Origin of the sequence: Microcoleus sp. Pol7_A1 (genome assembly GCF_036701085.1) — a bacterium.
Lineage (GTDB): Bacteria > Cyanobacteriota > Cyanobacteriia > Cyanobacteriales > Microcoleaceae > Microcoleus > Microcoleus asticus.
In genome coordinates this window covers 1-20,346 of the sequence record NZ_JAUBQD010000070.1, presented here as the reverse complement: position 1 = coordinate 20,346, position 20,346 = coordinate 1, and the positions used below count along the sequence as shown (strand labels likewise).

The window sequence follows — 20,346 nt, the reverse complement described above, 5'->3', positions numbered from 1 at the left end:
AATTACGAACTTAATGACGGTTGTCTGACCGGACACAATTTTACTCATTTGAGTCAATTAAGTTTTCGGCGGTTTGGGCAGCACAACTGTAAACACGCTGCCTTGGCCGACATTGCTGCTAATAGCAATTTCTCCGTTAAAAGGTTTTAAAAGTTCAATACAAGTATAAAGCCCGAGGCCAGTTCCTGTCGGTTCGCCTTCGGTTTTTTCCTCGCCTTTAGGTGGCTTAGATGTGTAAAAAGGATCAAAAACTTTTGACACATCTTCTGATGATATGCCACATCCCGTATCTGCAATATCCATGTATATGTTCGAGTCGTCTTGCCGAGTCACGATAGTTAGTTCCCTGCTTTTCTTTTCCCACATAGCATCCATTGCATTATTAATTAAATTATAAAATACTTGAGATATGTAGGAATAAATTAAGGGAATGCTGGCAATTTCTTCGTCATAAAAATATTTTTTTCTAATCTTATTTTTAAAATACAGGTTGCCTTCCAATAGCTGAACTTCTCGCTGCACTAAATCGTTGATATTCACAGAGTGCAAATCTTGCTTTTGCTCTTTTCTGCTTTTCATCATTAGAGTATCCATGATCTGATTGATTTTTGCGACAGCTTGGAAAATATACTTAGTATAATTAAACAGAGACTCATCTTGAATTTTTGTGGCTTTTGTTTCAATCAAATCGACGCTAGTCTGGATCACTTGCAGCGGACTTTTGAGGTTGTGCACCATTCCCTGGGTCAAACGTCCGATGATCGCTGTTTTTTCCTGGTCGATTAATTGCTTGGTTTTTTGTTCGACAAGTCTTTCTAGGTTTTGATTGAGGTGGGCAAGTTCGAGGTTTTTTTCTTCGAGTTTTTTTTGCAAGCTGCGGATTGTCAAGTGAGTTTGAATGCGGCTCAACACTTCTTCGTGCTGGAAAGGCTTAGTGATGTAGTCAACGGCTCCTGTTTGAAAGCCTTTTACTTTATCAAGCGTATCGGAAAGGGCGCTCATAAATATAATGGGAATGTCTCGCGTTGACGTGTCTGCTTTCAAACGCAGGCAAGTTTCAAAACCATCAATTCCTGGCATCATGATATCCAAAAGAATTAAGTCTGGATGGATGTATTCAATTTGTTCGATCGCACTTTCGCCGTCGAGAGCCACTAATACTTTAAACCCGTAATTCCTTAACAGCTCGAAAAGTACGTCAAGATTTGTTTGGTTGTCATCTACAATTAGTATGATGCTTCTTTCGGAATTCTTATCGTTCATATTAAAGGGAAACATTTAAATTTTTGAGTTTAGAGTTTTGGGTTTTGAATTTAAATCTGATTCAAGGGATTTTATGCGGCTTTAGAAACCCGGTTGGTTCCTAGATGCTTCTATTTAGGATAACCCTTTTAGGAGCGGGCTGCGAGTGCGGATTCCACAAGCAAATTAAGTTGTCACTTCGCGGGAACCCAGAGTCCCTGATTGAGAATGGTACTCTGGGCGCGAGATTTAACTGATTTTGAGTTGTCTGTTAGCTACAGTCAATTTTAGGACAAATGTTCCTTCAAAAAATCTCGAATTTGCTTGAGCTGAAATCCTTTAGCAAGTTGGCGCAGGTGATCGACGAAAGGCACTAATGTCTGGTCAGAATGTTGGAGTTTAGCAGTTTCTTCCAGAATAGCTTCAATATCGCCCATTGCAGCCAATCTTAACAATGCCAAGACTGATTCTGAGGGAGGAGACACAATCGTTGAGTCAGCAGCAGCAATCTCAGATGATCCTGTGGGGGTTTGAGCTTTCCGCTTTTTGGTTGTTTCTCCTCCTTCTTCGTAAACCCATTCTAGTCTCAAATGCAGGCGCAATAATTCTAAAAGCTCTTTAGTTTGAATCGGTTTGGTGAGAAAATTATCGCAACCTGCAAGTAGACTCTGTTGCCTGGTAGTCTCGTAAACGTTAGCGGACAAAGCAAGGATAACCACATCTTTTAATTCCGGCAACTGTCGCAGCCGCCTGGTAGCTTCCCAACCGTCCATTACTGGCATCAGCAAATCCATTAAAATTATATCCGGTAGAAATTCCTGTGCTTTGTGTATGCAGTCTTTGCCGTCTGTAGCTTCTGCAATTTCAAAGCCCAAACGAGAAAGCAGCCTCTGTAGCAGGGCGCGATTTACTTCGTGATCGTCCACGACGAGCACTTTCCGCTGGCGGCCGCTAAAACCGACAAGCCGGCGTTTTTCTTGGGTGGAGGGGAGTTCAGAAGACTGGGTGAGTGCCGGCAAGTCTAGATCCAACCAAAATATGCTGCCTTTGCCGGAGGTACTTTGGACGCGAATTTGGCTACCCATCATTTTGACTAATTTTTGGCTGATGGAAAGTCCCAGTCCGGTACCTTCGACGAAATTGCTACGATCGCCCACTTGATGAAAAGGCAAAAATATTTCTTCTAATTTATTCTGCCCGATGCCAATTCCGGTATCTTCGATTTGAAAGCGGATTTTAGCGGTAGAGCCACGATCGCCCCTATTTGCTACTGTTATCACCTCAGACGCTTCTTTTGTTCCCAGCGGCGAGAGCGACATTTGCTGCGCGTCTAACTTTGCGGTCAAATTGATTGTTTGAGTGGAAACTTCTGCTGTTAAACTCGAATTTTTGCCGTTAATGTGAGGATAATTTTCGGCTGAATTTTCTGCATAACCGACTTTGAATGTAACGCCGCCGCTGTCCGTAAACTTAACGGCATTGCTGAGCAAATTAATCAAAACTTGACGCAACCTTTTTTCGTCAACCAAAATGGCGTCTGGCAGAGCCGAAACCTGCTCGTAATTAAAGGCAATTCCTTTTTGATCCGATCGCATCTGGAACAAATCAACAATACTTTTAACAAAGCTGGGAAAATGCACGTTCGCCGGTGACAGTTCCATTTTACGAGCTTCGATTTTCGAGAGGTCTAAAACATCATTAATCAGCATCAGCAGGTGGTTGCCGCACTGGTTAATGTTGTTGAGACTTTCTTGCTGCTCGGCGGTAAAATTTTTATCCAGTTTGAGCAGTTGAATGTATCCCAAAATCCCGTTCAAAGGCGTCCGCAACTCGTGGCTCATGTTGGCGAGAAAGTCGCTTTTAGCGCGGTTAGCCGATTCCGCGGCTTCTTTAGCTAATTGCAGGGCGGCTTCTGCAAGCTTGCGCTCGGCAATTTCGGTTTGTGCTTGTTTAAATAGCGTCGATTGCTGAATGGCGATCGCCAACTGCACCCCCAATTGTTTCAGGCACTCTGCCTCCAATTGCTGCCAGGGACGCGGGCCTGTGCAGTGGTGGGCAATTAACAGCCCCCACAAGTTTTTGCCTTGCACAATTGGCACTACCAGATTCGCTCTCACGTCGAGCCGAGTCAACAAACTCAAGTGGCACTCGGCCATGCCGGCATTGTAAACATCTTCTGCGGCTGTAATTCTGCCGTCTTGGTAAAGAGTAACGTAGGCTTTCCCAAAACAGGGGTCATGAATTTTCATTCCTACAATTGGTCGGACATTTTCCGCAACAGACTCGACAGCAATAAACCCACTCCCATCCGGATTGAATTGGTAAATAACAGTGCGGTCTACTTGCAAAAATTGCCGCACCTCTTCGACACTTTTGGTGAGAATTTCTTCTAAATTAAGAGAATATCTAATGCGTTCCAGCATAGCTACTGCCAACTGCTCGCGATTTAATCTCTGGTGCAAAATCATTTCAGATTCTTTGCGTTTTGTGATGTCTGTAATAACTCCCACTAAGCCGATTAAATGACCATTTATATCTTGAATGCTGTCGGCTCGCACCAAAGCAGTAACAGCTTCGCCGCTTTTAGTTTGCAGCGCAACTTCGCCAGACCAAGAGCGACCTTTGCGAAGATTTTTATAAATTAGTTTATAACTTTTAGGTCGGACGTAAAGCACGGCGATATCGGCAAGATCGTTGAGTTCTTCCACTGTGTAGCCGTAACGCTGAATAAAGGCTTGATTGTGGTAAATAGACAGCCCTTTCAAGTCGGCGATCACGATCGCGTCGCTGGTACTTTCGACGGCTTGAGTGACCCGCAGCAATGCTAATTCTGCTGCTTTGCGATCGCTGATATCCGTCATCGAACCCACCATCCGCAGGGGATTGCCGGCTTTGTCCCACACTGCTTGAGCGCGGGCGAGCACCCATTTATAGCTGCCGTCTTTGCACTGCAAGCGGTATTCGGCCGCGTAATTGGGGGTTTGGCGATCGAGATAATTTTGGATCGCTGCTTGCACTCGCGAGCGATCGTCTTGATGGATGCGATCGATCCATGCGTAGTTGCTGCTGTCGATTTCGCCGTCTGTGTAACCGATAATTTCTTGCCAGCGAGCCGATCGAAAAGCTTCATTTGTTTGAAGATCCATATCCCAAATTCCGTCTTGATTGCCTTTGAGAACTAACTGCCAGCGTTCTTCACTTTTCCGCAATTCTTCTTCGGCTTGTTTGCGCTGAATATGAGCGCCCAACTGAGTCGCTACTGCCTTGACCAACTCTACTATACGCGGTTCCATAACCGATCGATCGCGCTTGCAGAATACTAAAACTGCCAGCACATTTGAGCTAGCGCAAATTGGCACTCCGAAACAACTTTTTAATCCCAATGCTGTCGCCATTTGCGATCGGGCAAAAAGATAACTTTTGGCTACAGAAATATCTTCAATCCATTCTACTTTTCGGGTTGACCAAATCCGTCCGGGTACCCCCACTCCGGTGGCGAATCTAATTTTTTTACTTTCGCGGCCGAACCTATCTAAATCGCGATCGCTAGCGTACCAAGTTTCGCTGTGTTCCAAAAAAGTACCGTTAGCAGCCGGTATCCAGGCTTCCGCAAAATTCCAGCCGATCGCATTGCACAGCAACCGCAGGATATCTGCGAGGGCGCTGTGAAAATCGACAGACTGACTAATAGCTTGAGTTGCTGCCAGCAACAGCTTGATTTCATCTTCTGCTTGCTTGCTTTCTGTAATATCAGTTCCCGTGCCGAGAATTTGTTTTAACTTGCCGTCTGCTGTTTTCGCAAATACAGTATCTCGGCTGACAATCCAGCGCCAAGAACCATCCTTGTGCCTGATTCGGTATTCAATTTCAAAAATATCCCCTTCCGTACCCGTTTCGACTTGCTGTAAATAATCAGGTATTTTGATTGAATCTTCCGGGTGCATTAAAGTTGACATCATCCACGGCCCGATTGCCTGAATCTCCTCTACTGTATACCCGAGAATCTGGTATATAGAATCGTTCGCATAGATAGTTTTTTGTTCTATTAAGTCGTAAACATACAACATATTAGGACTTGCCCCAGCAATTTGCTGAGTGAACCGCTGGCTTTCTCGCAGTGCTGCTTCTGTTTGTTTTCTTTGGGAAATATCACGAACAATGCAAATGGTTTCCCCGCCGGGCAGCATTGTCAGGGAGACATCTATAGGGAATTTCGATCGGTCGCGGCGGCATCCTACTGCTTCAGTGCTGTAACAACCTTTCTGCATTACAGTCGGCATGACTTCTTGCTCGAACCTTTGCAGTTCTGCACCTTCGTAGAATATTTTCCAACTTTCACCTAAGATTTCTTCGAGAGAGTCGTAACCGTAGATTTTGAGTTGGGCTGCGTTGCAATAAATCACCTCTTCCCCCGCACTGATTATGGCGATACCTTCGGAAGCTTGGGCCATTGCTGCTGCTTGCCTGTGGAGTAATGACTCGGATCGTTTGCGTTGAGTGATGTCGCGGACGATCGCAATAATTTCGTCATCGGGGCAGAAAACAATTCTCGCTTCAAAATCGTAAAGTTCACCATTAACTGGCATTTGATATTCTACAACTTGAATCTCCCCGGTATCGATCGCTTGTTGATTGCCGGACAAGATTTTTGCAGCAAAAGCAGCAGGCAATATGTCTTGTGCTTTTTGGCCGATTACTCTTATATTAGGTAGGATATTCTCAAAATCTTTGGCAGGTTTGAAGTCTACAAAAGTGCCGTCTGCCCGACAGCGAAATATCATGTCCGGTATCGCATTTAAAAGAGCGCGGTTGGTGGCTTCGCTCTTGCGCATTTCAGCTTCAGCTTGCTTGCTAAATGTAACGTCGCGAGCAACTGCATACATCAAACCTTCTTCTGCAAACGGCGATGCCGTCCACGACAGCCATTTATAAGTGCCATCTTGGCAAAGATAGCGGTTTTCTAAGTTAATAATCGGGTTGCCATTTTTAATTTTTTCTAATTCAGCTATAGTTATTTCTCGGTCTTCTAGATGCACGAACTCTATAAAAGGTTGGGCTAGCATTTCATCGCTGCTGTAACCTACTACATTTGACCAAGCCGGGTTTAAGCGTTTGAAATAGCCGTCCAAACCTGCAATGCAAAGTAAATCCAGCGAGAGATTAAAAAATCGATCGCGGTCTTGCTGGGTTTGTTTTAATTCCGTAACATCCATCACCAAACCGTCCCAAACGATATCACCGTTTGCTTGCTTTTCTGGCTTCGAGGCACCTTGCAGCCACTTCACTTTGCCGTGGATAATTTGTCGCCACTGGTGCTGCCAAGGTTGCAGAGTCATTGCTGAAATTTTTATCGATTTTTCAAAGCCTGTGAGGTCATCTGGATGAATTGTTTCATAAGCAAAATTTTTCTTTTTTTCTATATCTTTCGCTTCTAATTGGTAAAGGTTCTTGCTGCCAGAAGAAACGTAAGTAAAATACTTTCTTCCCCCCGGCTCTAACCGGAATTGATAAATCATTCCCGGCACGTTGGATGCCATTTTTTGCAATCTAGCTTCGCTCTCTTTCAAAGCTAATTGTTGCCGTTTGTACTCTGTGACATCTCGAATAGTGCCGACTAACATTTTACTGCTGTCAGTTGCTTTGAAGACACTTTTTTTAATCGAAATAATGCGTTTTTTTCCGACCCTGTCTGTAAATTTTTCTTCCGTTTCTTCAGCGATGCCAGTTCTGAATACCTCTTCGTCTTTTTGCCAAAATTTTTGGGCTTTTGCTGGTGACAAAAATTCGTATCCCGATTTACCGATCAGTTCTTGTCGCCTTTTTCCCATCAAGTCACAAAAAGCGTCGTTTAATACGACCCACCTGTGCTCCTCGTCTTTGACAAAAATCGGGTCGGGAGTAGCATTAATGGTGTGATTTAAAAAATCTTCTGATGCTTTTAATTTAGCTTCGTAATGGTAGCGATCGCTCACATCCAAGATTACTTTAATCATCCGGTCGATGGAGCCGTCCCGGCCGCGAATACAGCGCAGGGAAACTCTAGTATAAACTGTTGTTCCGTCTTTTCTGCGCCACCTTTTGTCTAAAACATAGCCTTCGCTGTCTCCTGCAAAAATTTTATTTAACTGCTCTACACTAGCTTGCCTGTCTTCAGGAAAACCCCACCGCTGCCAATTTTCGTGAAAAAAATCTTGGCGATCGTATCCCAGCAAGTCGCACAAAGCATCGTTCACTTCCAAACACCGGCATTTTTCGGGTTCTGAGGGGGAAAGTGGAGGAGCAAGAATGGCAATCCCAACGAGAGAATTCTCGACTACCGAGCGATATTTTTCTTCGCTTTTTCGCAAAGCTTCTTGGTTGTGCTGCCGCTCGACTGCGTAGCGGAGCGATCGAATTAACACTTCGCTGTCGATGTTTCGCTTGACTAAATAATCTTGAGCTCCGGCTTGGATTGACTGTATGGCAAGTTCTTCATCGTTGCGTGCTGTCAGTACGACAATCGGAGTATTTAGGCTGTATTCTTGTATTTTGACAATTGTACTTAAGTCTTGGCTGTCGGGCAGCGAAAGGTCTAGTAAAATCACATCAAAATGTTCGCCGATCAAAAGTTGCTGCGCTTTGCTGAGACGATCGGTACAGCTTACTGACAGCCTTTGGCGCTCGGATCTGCTAACTTTTGTTTCTAATAATAATTCTTCGATCAGATCGGCTTCGGCTTGATTGTCTTCGACTAGAAGAACTTTAAAGCCGTTTCGCTGTGCGGCTGAGCTCAAAACTGATATCATACACCTTGTTTTTTGTCATAAGGCAGTCGGACTAACTATTATAGCATATAAATAATTGCATCGCCAAAAATACCGCCGCTCCCAGTTAAAAACTCCCTGGTTCAAGAATTACAATCGACTCTATGCGACTGTGTTTTTTCTCTAACTAGGTCAACGCAATCAGAGGGAAAATTTTAACGTTTTTTAGATGCTCGGTTTCAGGAGGAAACTAAGCTGCTTCGTGTTGTCTTTTTTGGACGATCGCCCCAGTCAGCCGATTTTAAATTTTAAATTTTAGATTTACTCCACAGATGAATCGGGGAGCTTGAACAAGGGTCTAAAATTTTGGCCGGCTCACGACTCGTGTCGTTCACAAGCATCCGTTTTTGGGCGGGTCAGCCGATCGCGCGATCGAAACCCACCCTTTGTTGCCCTTCGATTCCGCTAGCAATACAATTCGAGCGCTATCCCCGCACAAATGCGCGCTCAGCGCCAAAAAAGCGGTGGGAACTATCTTTGATATTCACATTTTTACCAGTTATTTTATGATAGCTTACTTAAACTCATCACTGCCATTTCTTTACTTTTTGCAATCAAATAAATTTTCTACACAGCTCTTGCTATTTACCGAAAAAGTGATACTCTTGAAATAGAGGGGATCAAAAAGCCTGCTAGAGACAGCCTCAGAAAAAATTAGATATTTTTCGCAACAAAACTACGTTTTAAAAATTGACAGTGAATTGAAACTGCTTTGACAGTAAATTGTTTGCTGTCTAGGTATCTAATTGAGCGGAAGTAGAGAGGAAAAAAGCAATGCTGGACAAATTAGTAATTCACCAAAAACCCGTTTTTATTCCGAAAGAAAAAGCCTTAGTATTGTGGTTTGATGAAGTCGGCATCGCCGACATTTCATTAGTAGGCGGGAAAAATGCTTCTTTGGGCGAAATGATTCAACAGTTAACCCCCAAAGGAGTCAGAGTTCCCAACGGATTTGCAACAACAGCACACGCTTACCGCTACTTCATCGAGTCGGCAGGTTTAGAAGCTAAATTGCGCGAAATTTTTGCCGATTTAGACGTAGAAGATTTGCAAAACCTGCGACAAAAAGGCAAGCAAGCGCGGGCACTGATTCTCGACACGCCGTTTCCGCGAGAATTGCAAGCTGCGATCGCCGATGCTTACGAGAAATTGTGCGATCGCTACGGCGACAGTACCGACGTAGCAGTGCGTTCCTCCGCCACCGCCGAAGACTTACCAGACGCCAGTTTCGCGGGACAGCAAGAAACCTACCTCAACGTCCAAGCTTGCGCTGGCGTCCTCGAATGCTGTCACAAATGCTTCGCATCCATATTCACCGACAGAGCAATTTCCTACCGCCAACAGCGGGGATTCGACCACTTTGAAGTCGCCTTATCTGTCGGCGTGCAAAAAATGGTGCGATCGGACTTAGCATCCTCCGGTGTCATGTTCAGCATCGACACCGAAACCGGATTCAAAAACGCCGTATTAGTCACCGCCGCCTACGGATTAGGCGAAAACGTCGTCCAAGGCACCGTCAACCCCGACGAATACTTCGTCTTTAAACCAACATTAAAACAAGGTTTTCGCCCGATTTTAGACAAACGCCTCGGCAGCAAAACACTCAAAATGGTGTACGATATCGGCGGTTCTAAATACACCAAAAACGTCTCCGTCATCGCAGCCGAAAAAAATAAATTTGCCATACAAGATGATGAAATTCTGCAACTAGCAGAGTGGGCCGCCGTCATCGAAGAACACTACTCCCAAGTGCGCGGTACTTATACCCCGATGGACATTGAGTGGGCAAAAGACGGCAATACGGGCGAATTGTTTATCGTCCAAGCGCGACCCGAAACAGTACAATCTCAAAAGTCGGCTAAAGTTTTGCGCAACTACAAATTGCAAGGTTCCAGTGCAATTTTGGCAAAAGGACGCGCCGTTGGCGAATCAATCGGACAAGGCAAAGCCCGCGTGATTTTAGACGTTCACAGAATCGCTGAATTTCAAGCAGGAGAAGTTTTAGTTACCAACAAAACAGACCCGGATTGGGAACCGATTATGAAAAAAGCAAGTGCGATCGTCACCAATTCCGGCGGCCGCACTTGTCACGCCGCGATCATCGCCCGAGAAATGGGGATTCCCGCCATTGTCGGCACCGGCGATGCCACCCAAATCTTGAAAAACCATCAAGAAATCACTGTTTCTTGTTCGGAAGGAGACGAAGGCAAAGTTTATGCCGGTTTGCTTCCTTTTGAAATTCAAGAAACTGCGATCGAGAATTTGCCCCGCACCCGCACTCAAATTTTAATGAATGTCGGGAATCCAGAAGAAGCCTTTGGTTTATCAGCAATTCCTTGCGACGGCGTAGGCTTGGCGCGGCTGGAATTTATCATTGCCAATCACATTAAAGCACACCCGCTGGCACTGATTCACTTTGACGAATTGGCAGATGAATCAGTCAAGGAAGAAATTGCAGAACTGACAGCACTTTACCAACACAAACCTGATTTTTTTACCGACAAACTAGCCCACGGAATTGCCACAATTGCCGCCGCATTTTATCCCAACCCAGTCATTGTGCGGATGAGCGATTTCAAGAGCAACGAATATGCTAATCTTTTGGGAGGGCGGCAGTTTGAGCCCAAAGAAGAAAACCCGATGATCGGGTGGCGCGGCGCGTCTCGCTATTACGACCCGAATTACCGCGAAGCTTACGCTTTGGAATGCAAAGCATTGAAGCGAGTTCGCGACGAAATGGGCTTGACAAATGTGATTCCGATGATTCCATTTTGTCGCACCCCGGAGGAAGGTCGAAAAGTGTTGGCCGAGATGGCAAAACACGGTTTAGTCAAGGGCGAAAACGGCTTGCAAGTATATGTGATGTGCGAATTGCCGAGCAATGTCATATTTGCTGACGAATTCGCGCAAGTTTTTGACGGATTCTCGATCGGCTCTAACGATTTAACTCAGCTAACATTAGGATTAGACCGGGATTCTGCTTTAGTCGCGCACATCTTTGACGAACGGAATGAAGCTGTGAAGCGAATGGTAGAAATTGCTATTAAAGCGGCGAAGAAGTACGGCCGCAAGATTGGGATTTGCGGTCAGGCGCCCAGCGATTATCCTGAGTTTGCTCGATTCTTGGTTGAGTTGGGAATTGATTCGATTAGTTTGAATCCAGATTCGGTTTTAAAGACTTTGTTGGATGTTGCTAAGGTGGAAGGTGCGGGTTCGTTGATGGATTTAGCGGGGGATGTTGCTAAAGTTTAACGGTTGTGGCTTTTGAGAGAAACCGAGTTTCTCAAACAATAGCTGCGCCCTTTTCTGGTTTGGTTGTTTTTGAACTCGACCCGGTTTCTCATCTCTAGTCCTGTCAAATAACCGATCTCGCGTTTGTAGTGATGAATCCCAATCCTCTGATTTTTATGAGGACTTGCATTCGTCACTACAAACCTATTTTATTGCGGTAATTGACCGGACATAATATCACACCATACCTGGGCTTCTGGCTTTGTTGAGTCCTGGCGATGCGCTTTACGAAGAAAGTGGCGCCAACAGCGATCGCCCTCCTCACCCGCCAGCAAACGGTTAGCGTTTAACGGTTAACGGCATAATAGTTTGAAATTTGGTCGGGAACTTTTCTAATTTAAAACCGTCGTTTCGGAGATAATTTTCTGTTGCCGATCGCCTAAATCCAAACAAATATTCTCCACATAAGCTCTGAAAAAGTGCTAACTGCTCTCCTGATAATTTTCATAGGTTTAGTTCCGTCGCTGGTGTCTTTGTGGGTGATGCGCTCTGCCGAAACCCAAGCCCGCGATAGAATTGCAGCGGCTAGGCTTGCGGTAGCGAATAGACCTCTGCGATCTCAACTAGCAATTGCCGATCGCACTTACATAGAAGGTCTCGGTTATCCGATCGGCGATATCACTTGCGAGTATAACGCCCGCTCTAATTACATTCGCTGCGCTGTCAATCCTTCTGGGCCCTGTCAAGACTGTCGGTACTACCAATCCAGAGCTCTTGACGTTCGCGGTGAAAAGATATAGCTTGTATGGGGGCTTGTATGTAGGCACATTTGCGGATATAATAATCAGTGAGTTAATATGTACTTACGTGTCAGGATTATTGTTGGAGCTTGTTTTGGACGACCCGCCCCCAAAGTCAGCAATTAAAACCTAATCGAGCAGTATTGCTGGGTTACAGTTGCCATAACTGGCGGATTGCAATCGGTGTTTTTCTAGTTGAGGACTTACGATCGGAAACCAGGTTTAGACCATAAACTTTGGTTGGGCGACGAGAAATCTAGAAATAAATTGGGTTTCAAGTCTCTTGGGCGTAACTCCTGCAGTTAAGAAAATTAGCGAACAAAAATCTTAAGTAGCTGACGGGCAAATTTCCAAGCCAGTTTCTCCAAAACATCATGAAAAATTCTGCACGAACGATTGTCCCGAGCCTTTACTTTAAACAGAAATCCGCTCGAAGACGCGCTTGTTGACAGTTTGAGAAGTTAGTTGTGGGCGGCACTAATCTGTTTTTGCGATCGCAGCGAAACAGTCTCAAATCAGGATTGCTATTTCCAGACTGCAAGTCATGAATTTTTAAGACGCCTCGTCGATACAGGGTATGCCAATTTCAATTGAATCTCATATGTTCCACCATTCTCGCTTAACAGGATTTCCGGCCTGTTCCACAAAAAGTGTATTTTCTTGTGGAGTGGGCAGGAGAACCCGCCCATAGAAGGGTTATTGAGAATGGTACAAGATCTCAGTTGAATGACACTTCGGGCACGGCCGGCATAATTATGTCACGGCTATAACACCCTAATTAATGTCTAGTTGCTATTGTCCACAGGGTCTGCGCACCAAAACCAAAGAAACCGACTTTTTTACCGGGAGCAAGGGCTGCACGAAGTCTTTTCGTGCCTCAAACCCCTTTATGCGTCCAGAAATAGTGAAAATTCTCTGCAAATAAAGTGCATTAGACGATATACAGAAAATCTCATCAAGTAAATTTTTGAGAGCTCCTGTTATTATCTACTGCGCGATGTAAGAGATCTGCGTGTAACAGATACATTCGCTAACAGAAAAGAAAGTCGAAGGCAAAATCTCACCCCATAGATAGATTATTGGGATTTAAACTCTAAATCCTCAACGTTTCTATCGGCGATATTTGCCATGCTATCAACTATCAAGGTAGCACTGCTTTGTGTTGAGTTAAATTCGCTTGTTGCTCTTTCTCTAAGTCAAGCAACAGAGCCTCTTAGTCTGCAATTCAACCTTTTCAATACGTGATAATTATCATCTTGAACTGGGTAATTTATCTAAAATCATTGAGACAACTTGACAATGCACAGCATCTGCAAAAAATCACTTTCTCTAAGCCCAAAAATATGTGAGTCGACGACCGCAAGGATTGCGGACATAAACTCCCGAAAAACAGCAATTTACGCTCATAAAAAAACAATAAAAAAAGTAAAAACAGAAGATTTTTTCCTGTCCCTGAAACTAGATGGCGGCGCGGGAATTAGGCATCCCCACAGAGAATTTTTACGAGCAACCGAGTCGGTGGGCGTCCTGAGTGTAAAAAATGTATTGTTCATCGATGCCAGAGTAGAGAACTGCGGCAGCTTGGCAAGAGGAGCAACAGCCGATACAGAGGTATTTGTACTGGACTCGACGCTGGATGGAGTCGAGCAAATTACTAAAATTCTGGCTAATTGCAGCGATTTAGACAGCCTTCAGATAGTTTCTCACGGTCGAGAAGCCCGAGTGCAACTTGGATCGATCGAACTGTGCAGCGACAACTTAGAAACCTACAGCCATTTGTTACAGCAGTGGGGAAAAGCCCTCAGCGAGAGAGGAGATATTTTGTTATTCGGGTGCAGCGTCGCAGCGGGGGAAAGCGGCGCCGCCTTCGTGCGGCGGCTGAGCTTGATGGTCGGTGCAGATATTGCAGCTTCCGACAACTTGACGGGGAGTGCGGCACTCGGCGGCGACTGGCAATTAAAGTTTGCGACAGGGGAAATAAAGGCGAGTATCGCCATTGAAAAAGAAGTGCTCGAAGCCTACCCTTACACCCTCGGCACATTAGTTAACGAAACTTTCAAAAACTCCACAGTTAGGGGGCCTTGGATTTACGGGGGAAACGACGGGGCGCTGTTCGATCCCAGCAGCGGGGTTCCAGCAGCCGATCAACTTATCCCCGGTATTACCGGAGGCACTGTATCCGGCGTACTTCCGGCTTTGGGCGGTTCGAGTCCCGGCGATGGGGCTCTGCTATTAACTCCAGCAGTAAACCTTCGGGAAGCCTTTGTCATCTACAACAACCCCATTCCTTCAACCGACGGTCTCAGAGTCCAGTTTGATTTTTATTCTTACGGTTCAAGCGAGCAAGCTAATGCTCCGCAACCATTTATTAGCCCTCAGCCAGGGGACGGGCTGGGTTTCTTCTTGATTGACGGCACTGTTAGCCCAACAAGGACTGGGGGTTATGGCGGTTCTGTGGCTTACGCTCCACGAACGGGTATACCCGGTATTGAGGGAGGTTATTTAGGCATTGGACTTGACGAGTTTGGCAATTTTTCAACATCCACCGAAGGGCGCTCTGGCCCGGAGCCACCTCCGATTCCCGGCTCCTCTATTGGTTCTTTCAGACCTGATTCAGTAACTGTTAGAGGAAATCAAGCAAACGGTTATCAGTTTTTAACAAATGCGATCGTTCCCTTCGGCATCGATAACATTCCTACGAGCATTGACTTTAGCGGCCCTGAGCCGGGCAAGAATTTTAATTTCAGCAATACCTTCACGAGCGATCGGGATTTAGCCAAAAGAGCCGTTCAAATTACGCTGAATCCATCTAACGATCCGGTGCATCCCTCTCGCCTCACCGTTGCCTTCGATGAAAATTTCGACGACATTTACGAAACTACATTGATCGACATCCCAAATTTGGCAGCCGAAAACGGCGCAGTACCGCCAATTTTCAAATTTGGTTTTGGCAGTTCCACAGGAAGCGCCAACAACATTCACCAACTTCAAAACCTGGTAGTTGAAACTATCAATCCTCCCAGTATCGCCGCTGAAGTTGTCACTATCAAGACCGGCCCGCAGTTCGTCAAGTCCGAAGGCAGCATTACCTACACGATTACTACTGTAAACAAGGGGCCAGCGCCCGCTACAAATGTCCTAATTCAAGACGAAATACCTTTAGAACTGCTGCTTCCGGGCGGATTGCCGCCCGTTCTCAGTGCCTCCAACAACGGCACTTACGTGAACCAAACCAAGGCTGTCACCTGGCCGTTAATTCCCGTTCTCAATGCCGGCGAGACTCTGACTTACACCCTGACAATTAATCTGCCGCCCGGTTTAACCAGCGGTAGCAGTTTTGCCAACGTTGCATTCAGCACTAGCTCGACTTTCGACCCCGACCTCAGCAACAACAGCGGTGTAGTCGCGCCAGGGCAAATCGAGGGGCCTGGTGTAGTCTCTACCACAGTTGTCGATACAGTCGCGGATTTAGTTACTACCAAAAGTGGCCCTGTGACTACTTCGGCCGGGTCAAGCGTCGCCTACAAATTGACTACGACTAACAAAGGGCCAGACCCCGCTGCCGATGTGACCATCACTGACAGCATTATTCCGGGTTTAACAGGAGTCAGCCTATCGGACGGCGGCACTTACGACCCAGTGACAGGGGTTGTCACCTTCCCAGCACTGACGGTGCTGGCAAATGCGGCTACTGCGACCCACACCGTCAGTTTCATCGCCCCAGCCACCCGTACCGCCATCAGCAACACGGCCCGGAGCAGCGCGGCGACTTTCGATCCGATCGCCACTAACAACAACGGCTCGACAACCAACAAAGACGGCACTCCCACTAACTCTACGGTTACGACCAGTATTGCGCCCAACGCCGACCTCGCAACCACCAAAACAGGATCTACGAGTGCTACGGCCGGTAGCTCGGTCAGCTATACAATCGCCACAGTCAACTTAGGCCCGAGTCCTGCAGAAGCTGTAACCATCACTGACAGCATAGTTCCCGGCTTAACCGGAGTCACGGCATCTAACGGCGGCGTGTACGACCCAGTGACCGGCATTGTCACCTTCGGGCCCGTCGCGATCGCCAACGCGGAGACAGTCGCCCGGACGATCGGCTTCACAGTACCGCCCACCCTAACTTCCATCAGCAACACGGCCAGAAGTACCTCCATCACTCCCGACTCCACTCCAGCCAACAACAACGGTACCAACCCCAACGCCACCGTCACTACCTCGATCGATCCTGTGGCCGATGTTGTCACCCAAAAAACCGCTCCGGCCAGCATCAAGGCGGGCGACACGCTCCTTTATACAATCACTACTACCAACAACGGGCCGAGTCCCGCCACCAACGTAGTCATCACCGACAGCCTGATTCCCGGCTTAACTAATGTCAGCGTGTCCGATGACGGAACCTACAATCCAGACACAGGGGCGATCGATTTCCCAGCGATCGCGACTTTAGCTAGTGGCACCAACCAGAGCCGCACCATCAGCTTTGTACCCCCGCCTACCCTGACGAGCATCACCAACATTGTATTGAGTCGATCGTCCACTTTTGACCCGGATTTGACGAATAACAACGGCTCGACAGTCGCAGTGCCCGGTCAGGCGGGGGGTCAAGTTATTACCTCGATCGATCCTGTGGCCGACCTGGTTACCTCCAAGACTGGTCTCACATCTGCTCCTGCCGGCAGTTCTGTGACTTATACTATAACTACCACCAACAATGGGCCGAGTGCTGCTGAAGACGTAGTGATTACAGACAGCATCATTCCCGGTTTAACGGGAGTCATGGCATCCGATAACGGCACTTACGACCCAGTGACAGGGGTTGTCACCTTCCCAACATTTCCCAGCTTGACTAGCGGCACCAACATCAACCGCGAGGTAACAGTAGTCGTTCCAGCGACGGGCACCATTAGCAATACTTCCCAGAGCCGATCGACCACTTTTGACCCCGAACCCAGCAATAACAACGGTTCCGAGTCCAGAGCCACTGTCACCACGGCCATTTTACTCGCGCAGCCAACACCCAACAAACTTCCATCAGCCGACAGCAGCAATGTGGCGCTCGCGCCCAACAGCGTTGTCCAAATTAGCGGGCTCGGAGGCAGAGACTCAGACGGCACAGTGGTTACATTCACCATCAGCACCCTGCCGCCGGCAAATCAAGGCATCCTGTTCTTGGGCGACCCCGCAACGGGGGGAGTCGCCGTCACGGCAGGTCAAACCCTGAGGGCCGAGCAAATGACGCAGTTATTCTTCCAGTCGGCCGGCAATTTCACAGGAGCTGATTTTACCTACAGCAGCAATGACAATCTCGGTGGCAGCAGTCCTGCCGCCACAGTTTCTCTGGTGTCGCTGGCGTTCAACTACCCGCCGGTATCCACAAACTTCAGCAAGACACTGGCGCCAAACAGCACCGTCAACCTCGCAGGGCTGACGGCAAAAGACCCCGACGACTCGATCGAATTCTTCACCATCAACACCCTGCCGCCGGCAAATCAAGGCGTCCTGTTCTTGGGCGACCCCAGCCAGGGAATCAGGATCGCGGCAGGCCAAAGACTGAGCACGACTCAAATCAGCCAGTTATTCTTCCAAGCAACCAGCGAATTCGCAGCCGCCAACTTTACCTACAGCGCCACAGACAGCCGCGGCGCTACCAGTCCAGCCCCCGCAACAGCCTCCCTGCTAGCACTATTACCTCCCACCGACCAGCCACCCGTCGCCAACAACTCCAGCCTCGCTGTGTTGCTGGGAAGAACCGTGAACATCCCCGGACTCGGAGGAACCGACCCAGACGGGACGGTGGTTTCCTTTACCGTAAACACCTTGCCGCCAGCCAATGAAGGCACGCTGTTCTTGGGCGCCCCCAGCCAGGGAGTGCGGGTCACGGCAGGTCAAACCCTGACAGTCGAGCAAATTACCCAGTTGTTCTTCCAGGCGTCCGGCAATTTCACAGGGGCCAACTTCACCTACAGCGCTACAGATAACCAGGGCGCCACCAGTGCGGCAGTCGCCACTGTCTCTCTCATTCCCCTTAAGGAACCGATACCAACACCAGCCCCGATACCAACACCAGCCCCGACGCCGATACCCGCGCCGACGGCGACACCAGCCCCGATACCAACACCAGCCCCGGAACCCACACCACCGACGCCGATACCCGCGCCGATACCGACACCAGCCCCGATACCGACACCAGCCCCGATACCGACACCAGCCCCGATACCGACACCCGCGCCGACGCCGATACCCGCGCCGACGCCGATACCCGCACCGACGGCGACACCAGCCCCGACGGCGACACCAGCGCCGATACCAACACCCGCGCCGACGCCGATACCAGCGCCGACGGCGACACCAGCCCCGACGCCGATACCAGCGCCGACGCCGATACCAGCGCCGACGCCGATACCAGCCCCGGAACCGGAAGCAACTGCAACTCCAACTGCAACTCCAACACCCGCGCCAGCCCCGGAACCAAAACCAGTTCCGCAACCCGAACCAACACCACCAACACCAACACCAACACCAGCGCCAGAACCGACCCCAATATTCGGTCCAGTACCCGAACCAGATACCGGTTGCGGTTGCCAACCACTGCCCCTGCCGCCCAACTTCACATTTATCCCCCCCCAGCCTTCACAAACACTCAACTTCGATTCCAACGCCGCACAACTCATCGACATCCAAAACACGATTATCGGGACCGAGGGAAACGATTCCTTAACAGGAAACGAAACTAACCAACTGTTTCTCTCCCAAAGCGGCGACGACACAGTGTTAGGTGAAGCAGGCAGCGATATCGTTTACGGCGAACAACAGCGAGATTACATAGCTGCCGGCCTCGACAGCGACATCGTTTACGGCGGCAAAGACAACGATGCAGTATTTGGCGGCAAACAAGACGATCGCATTTTTGGCGATCGCAACGGAGACACATTGTACGGCGATCGCGGTGCCGACACCATCGTCGGCGACAACGGCAACAACATCGACTTGACCGACAACGACGGCGACCTGATTTTCGGCGGTTCTTCAGGCGATGCCATTGCTAGCAATCAAGGTTCCGACACCGTTTACTCCGGCAAAGCTGGCGACATCGCCTACGGTGGTATCGACAGCGACCTGATTTGGGGCGACAAAGGCCCGGACACCCTTTGGGGCGACCAGGGAGACGACTCTGTATTCGGCGGCGTCCTCAACTCCCTAGACAGCGACCCCGACGGCTTCGATTTGCTGTTTGGAGGCGATGGCAACGACCTACTTAACGGTCAAGACAATGACGACACCTTGATTGGCGGCAACGGCCGGGATGTAGTGTTTGGAGGCAAAGCCGGCGATCGCATTTTTGGCGAAACTGACTCGGATACTCTCTACGGCAATCAAGGTTCCGACACCATAATCGGCGACTACGGCACTCAACAAGGCAGCACAATTGCCACAGATGAAGGCGACTTAATTTTCGGCAACGACACGGGCGATATCATCGGCGGAAGCAGCGGTAACGACAGCATTTTTGCCGGCAAAGGTAACGACTTAGTTTACGGTGGCAAAGACAGCGACCGAATTTGGGGCGAACTCGGTTCCGACACCATTGTCGGGGATGAGGGAGACGATTGGCTTTACGGCGACTTGCAAAACCAGTTAGTGTCCGATGTAGATGGCCGCGACTTGCTGTTTGGAGGGGATGGGAATGACTTTCAGGGCGGAGGTGAGAGTTCCGACTCTTTGAGTGGGGGTGAGGGTAACGATATTGTTCGCGGAGGCAAGGATGACGACTTGGTGCACGGAGATGCTGGCAATGACTTGATGTACGGCGACTCTGGCAGCGATATTTTGTGCGGCGATCAGGGTAACGATACCATTAGCGGCGATCGCGGGGAAAATCTGCGAGGCGCTGTGGGTGAAGACGGCCAGCAAGATTGCATCAACGGGGGTAGTGGCGATGACCTGTTATACGCCAATGAAGGTCAAGATACTCTCAACGGTGATGATGGTAATGACAGTATTTACGGAGGGAAAGATCGCGATATTCTCAATGGGGGTGCAGGGGATGACTGGCTGTTTGGCGACGGGGGAGATGATACTTTGATAGGAGGTATTGGGAGCGATCGTTTTGTGTTGAGTGCTAATAACGGTATCGATACTGTGCTCAATTTTGATGTAGGAACTGACAAGTTTTTCCTCGCCGAGGGTTTGAGTTTTGAAGCGTTGCAAATTAACTCGACTGCGAATGGCTTTTTAGTGAAATTTGCTGGCAGTGGGGA

General features: G+C 48.3%; 5 protein-coding genes. 3 read left to right on the top strand and 2 right to left on the bottom strand.

Annotated elements, in window-relative coordinates; translation table 11 throughout:
- Positions 1 to 57: 57 nt before the first annotated feature.
- Complete coding sequence (locus QUA20_RS27000; RefSeq protein ID WP_333192816.1) at positions 58 to 1,278, bottom strand: hybrid sensor histidine kinase/response regulator; 1,221 nt, start codon at positions 1,276 to 1,278, stop codon at positions 58 to 60.
- A 251-nt stretch (positions 1,279 to 1,529) separates the two neighbouring features.
- Positions 1,530 to 8,027, bottom strand: a complete 6,498-nt coding sequence (locus QUA20_RS26995) for a PAS domain S-box protein (RefSeq protein WP_333192814.1) — start codon at positions 8,025 to 8,027, stop codon at positions 1,530 to 1,532.
- Positions 8,028 to 8,819: 792 nt separating this feature from the next.
- On the opposite strand from QUA20_RS26995, the gene ppsA reads away from it, so the two are divergent.
- The 3 genes from ppsA to QUA20_RS26980 form a co-directional block, all read left to right on the top strand.
- On the top strand, positions 8,820 to 11,297 hold the full coding sequence (gene ppsA, locus QUA20_RS26990; RefSeq protein WP_333192812.1) for a phosphoenolpyruvate synthase: 2,478 nt from the start codon (positions 8,820 to 8,822) through the stop codon (positions 11,295 to 11,297).
- A gap of 458 nt (positions 11,298 to 11,755) precedes the next feature.
- On the top strand, positions 11,756 to 12,076 hold the full coding sequence (locus QUA20_RS26985; RefSeq protein ID WP_172191857.1) for a DUF6464 family protein: 321 nt from the start codon (positions 11,756 to 11,758) through the stop codon (positions 12,074 to 12,076).
- A gap of 1,518 nt (positions 12,077 to 13,594) precedes the next feature.
- On the top strand, positions 13,595 to 20,346 hold a 6,752-nt coding region (locus QUA20_RS26980; protein ID WP_333192809.1), incomplete at its 3' end, for a DUF4347 domain-containing protein.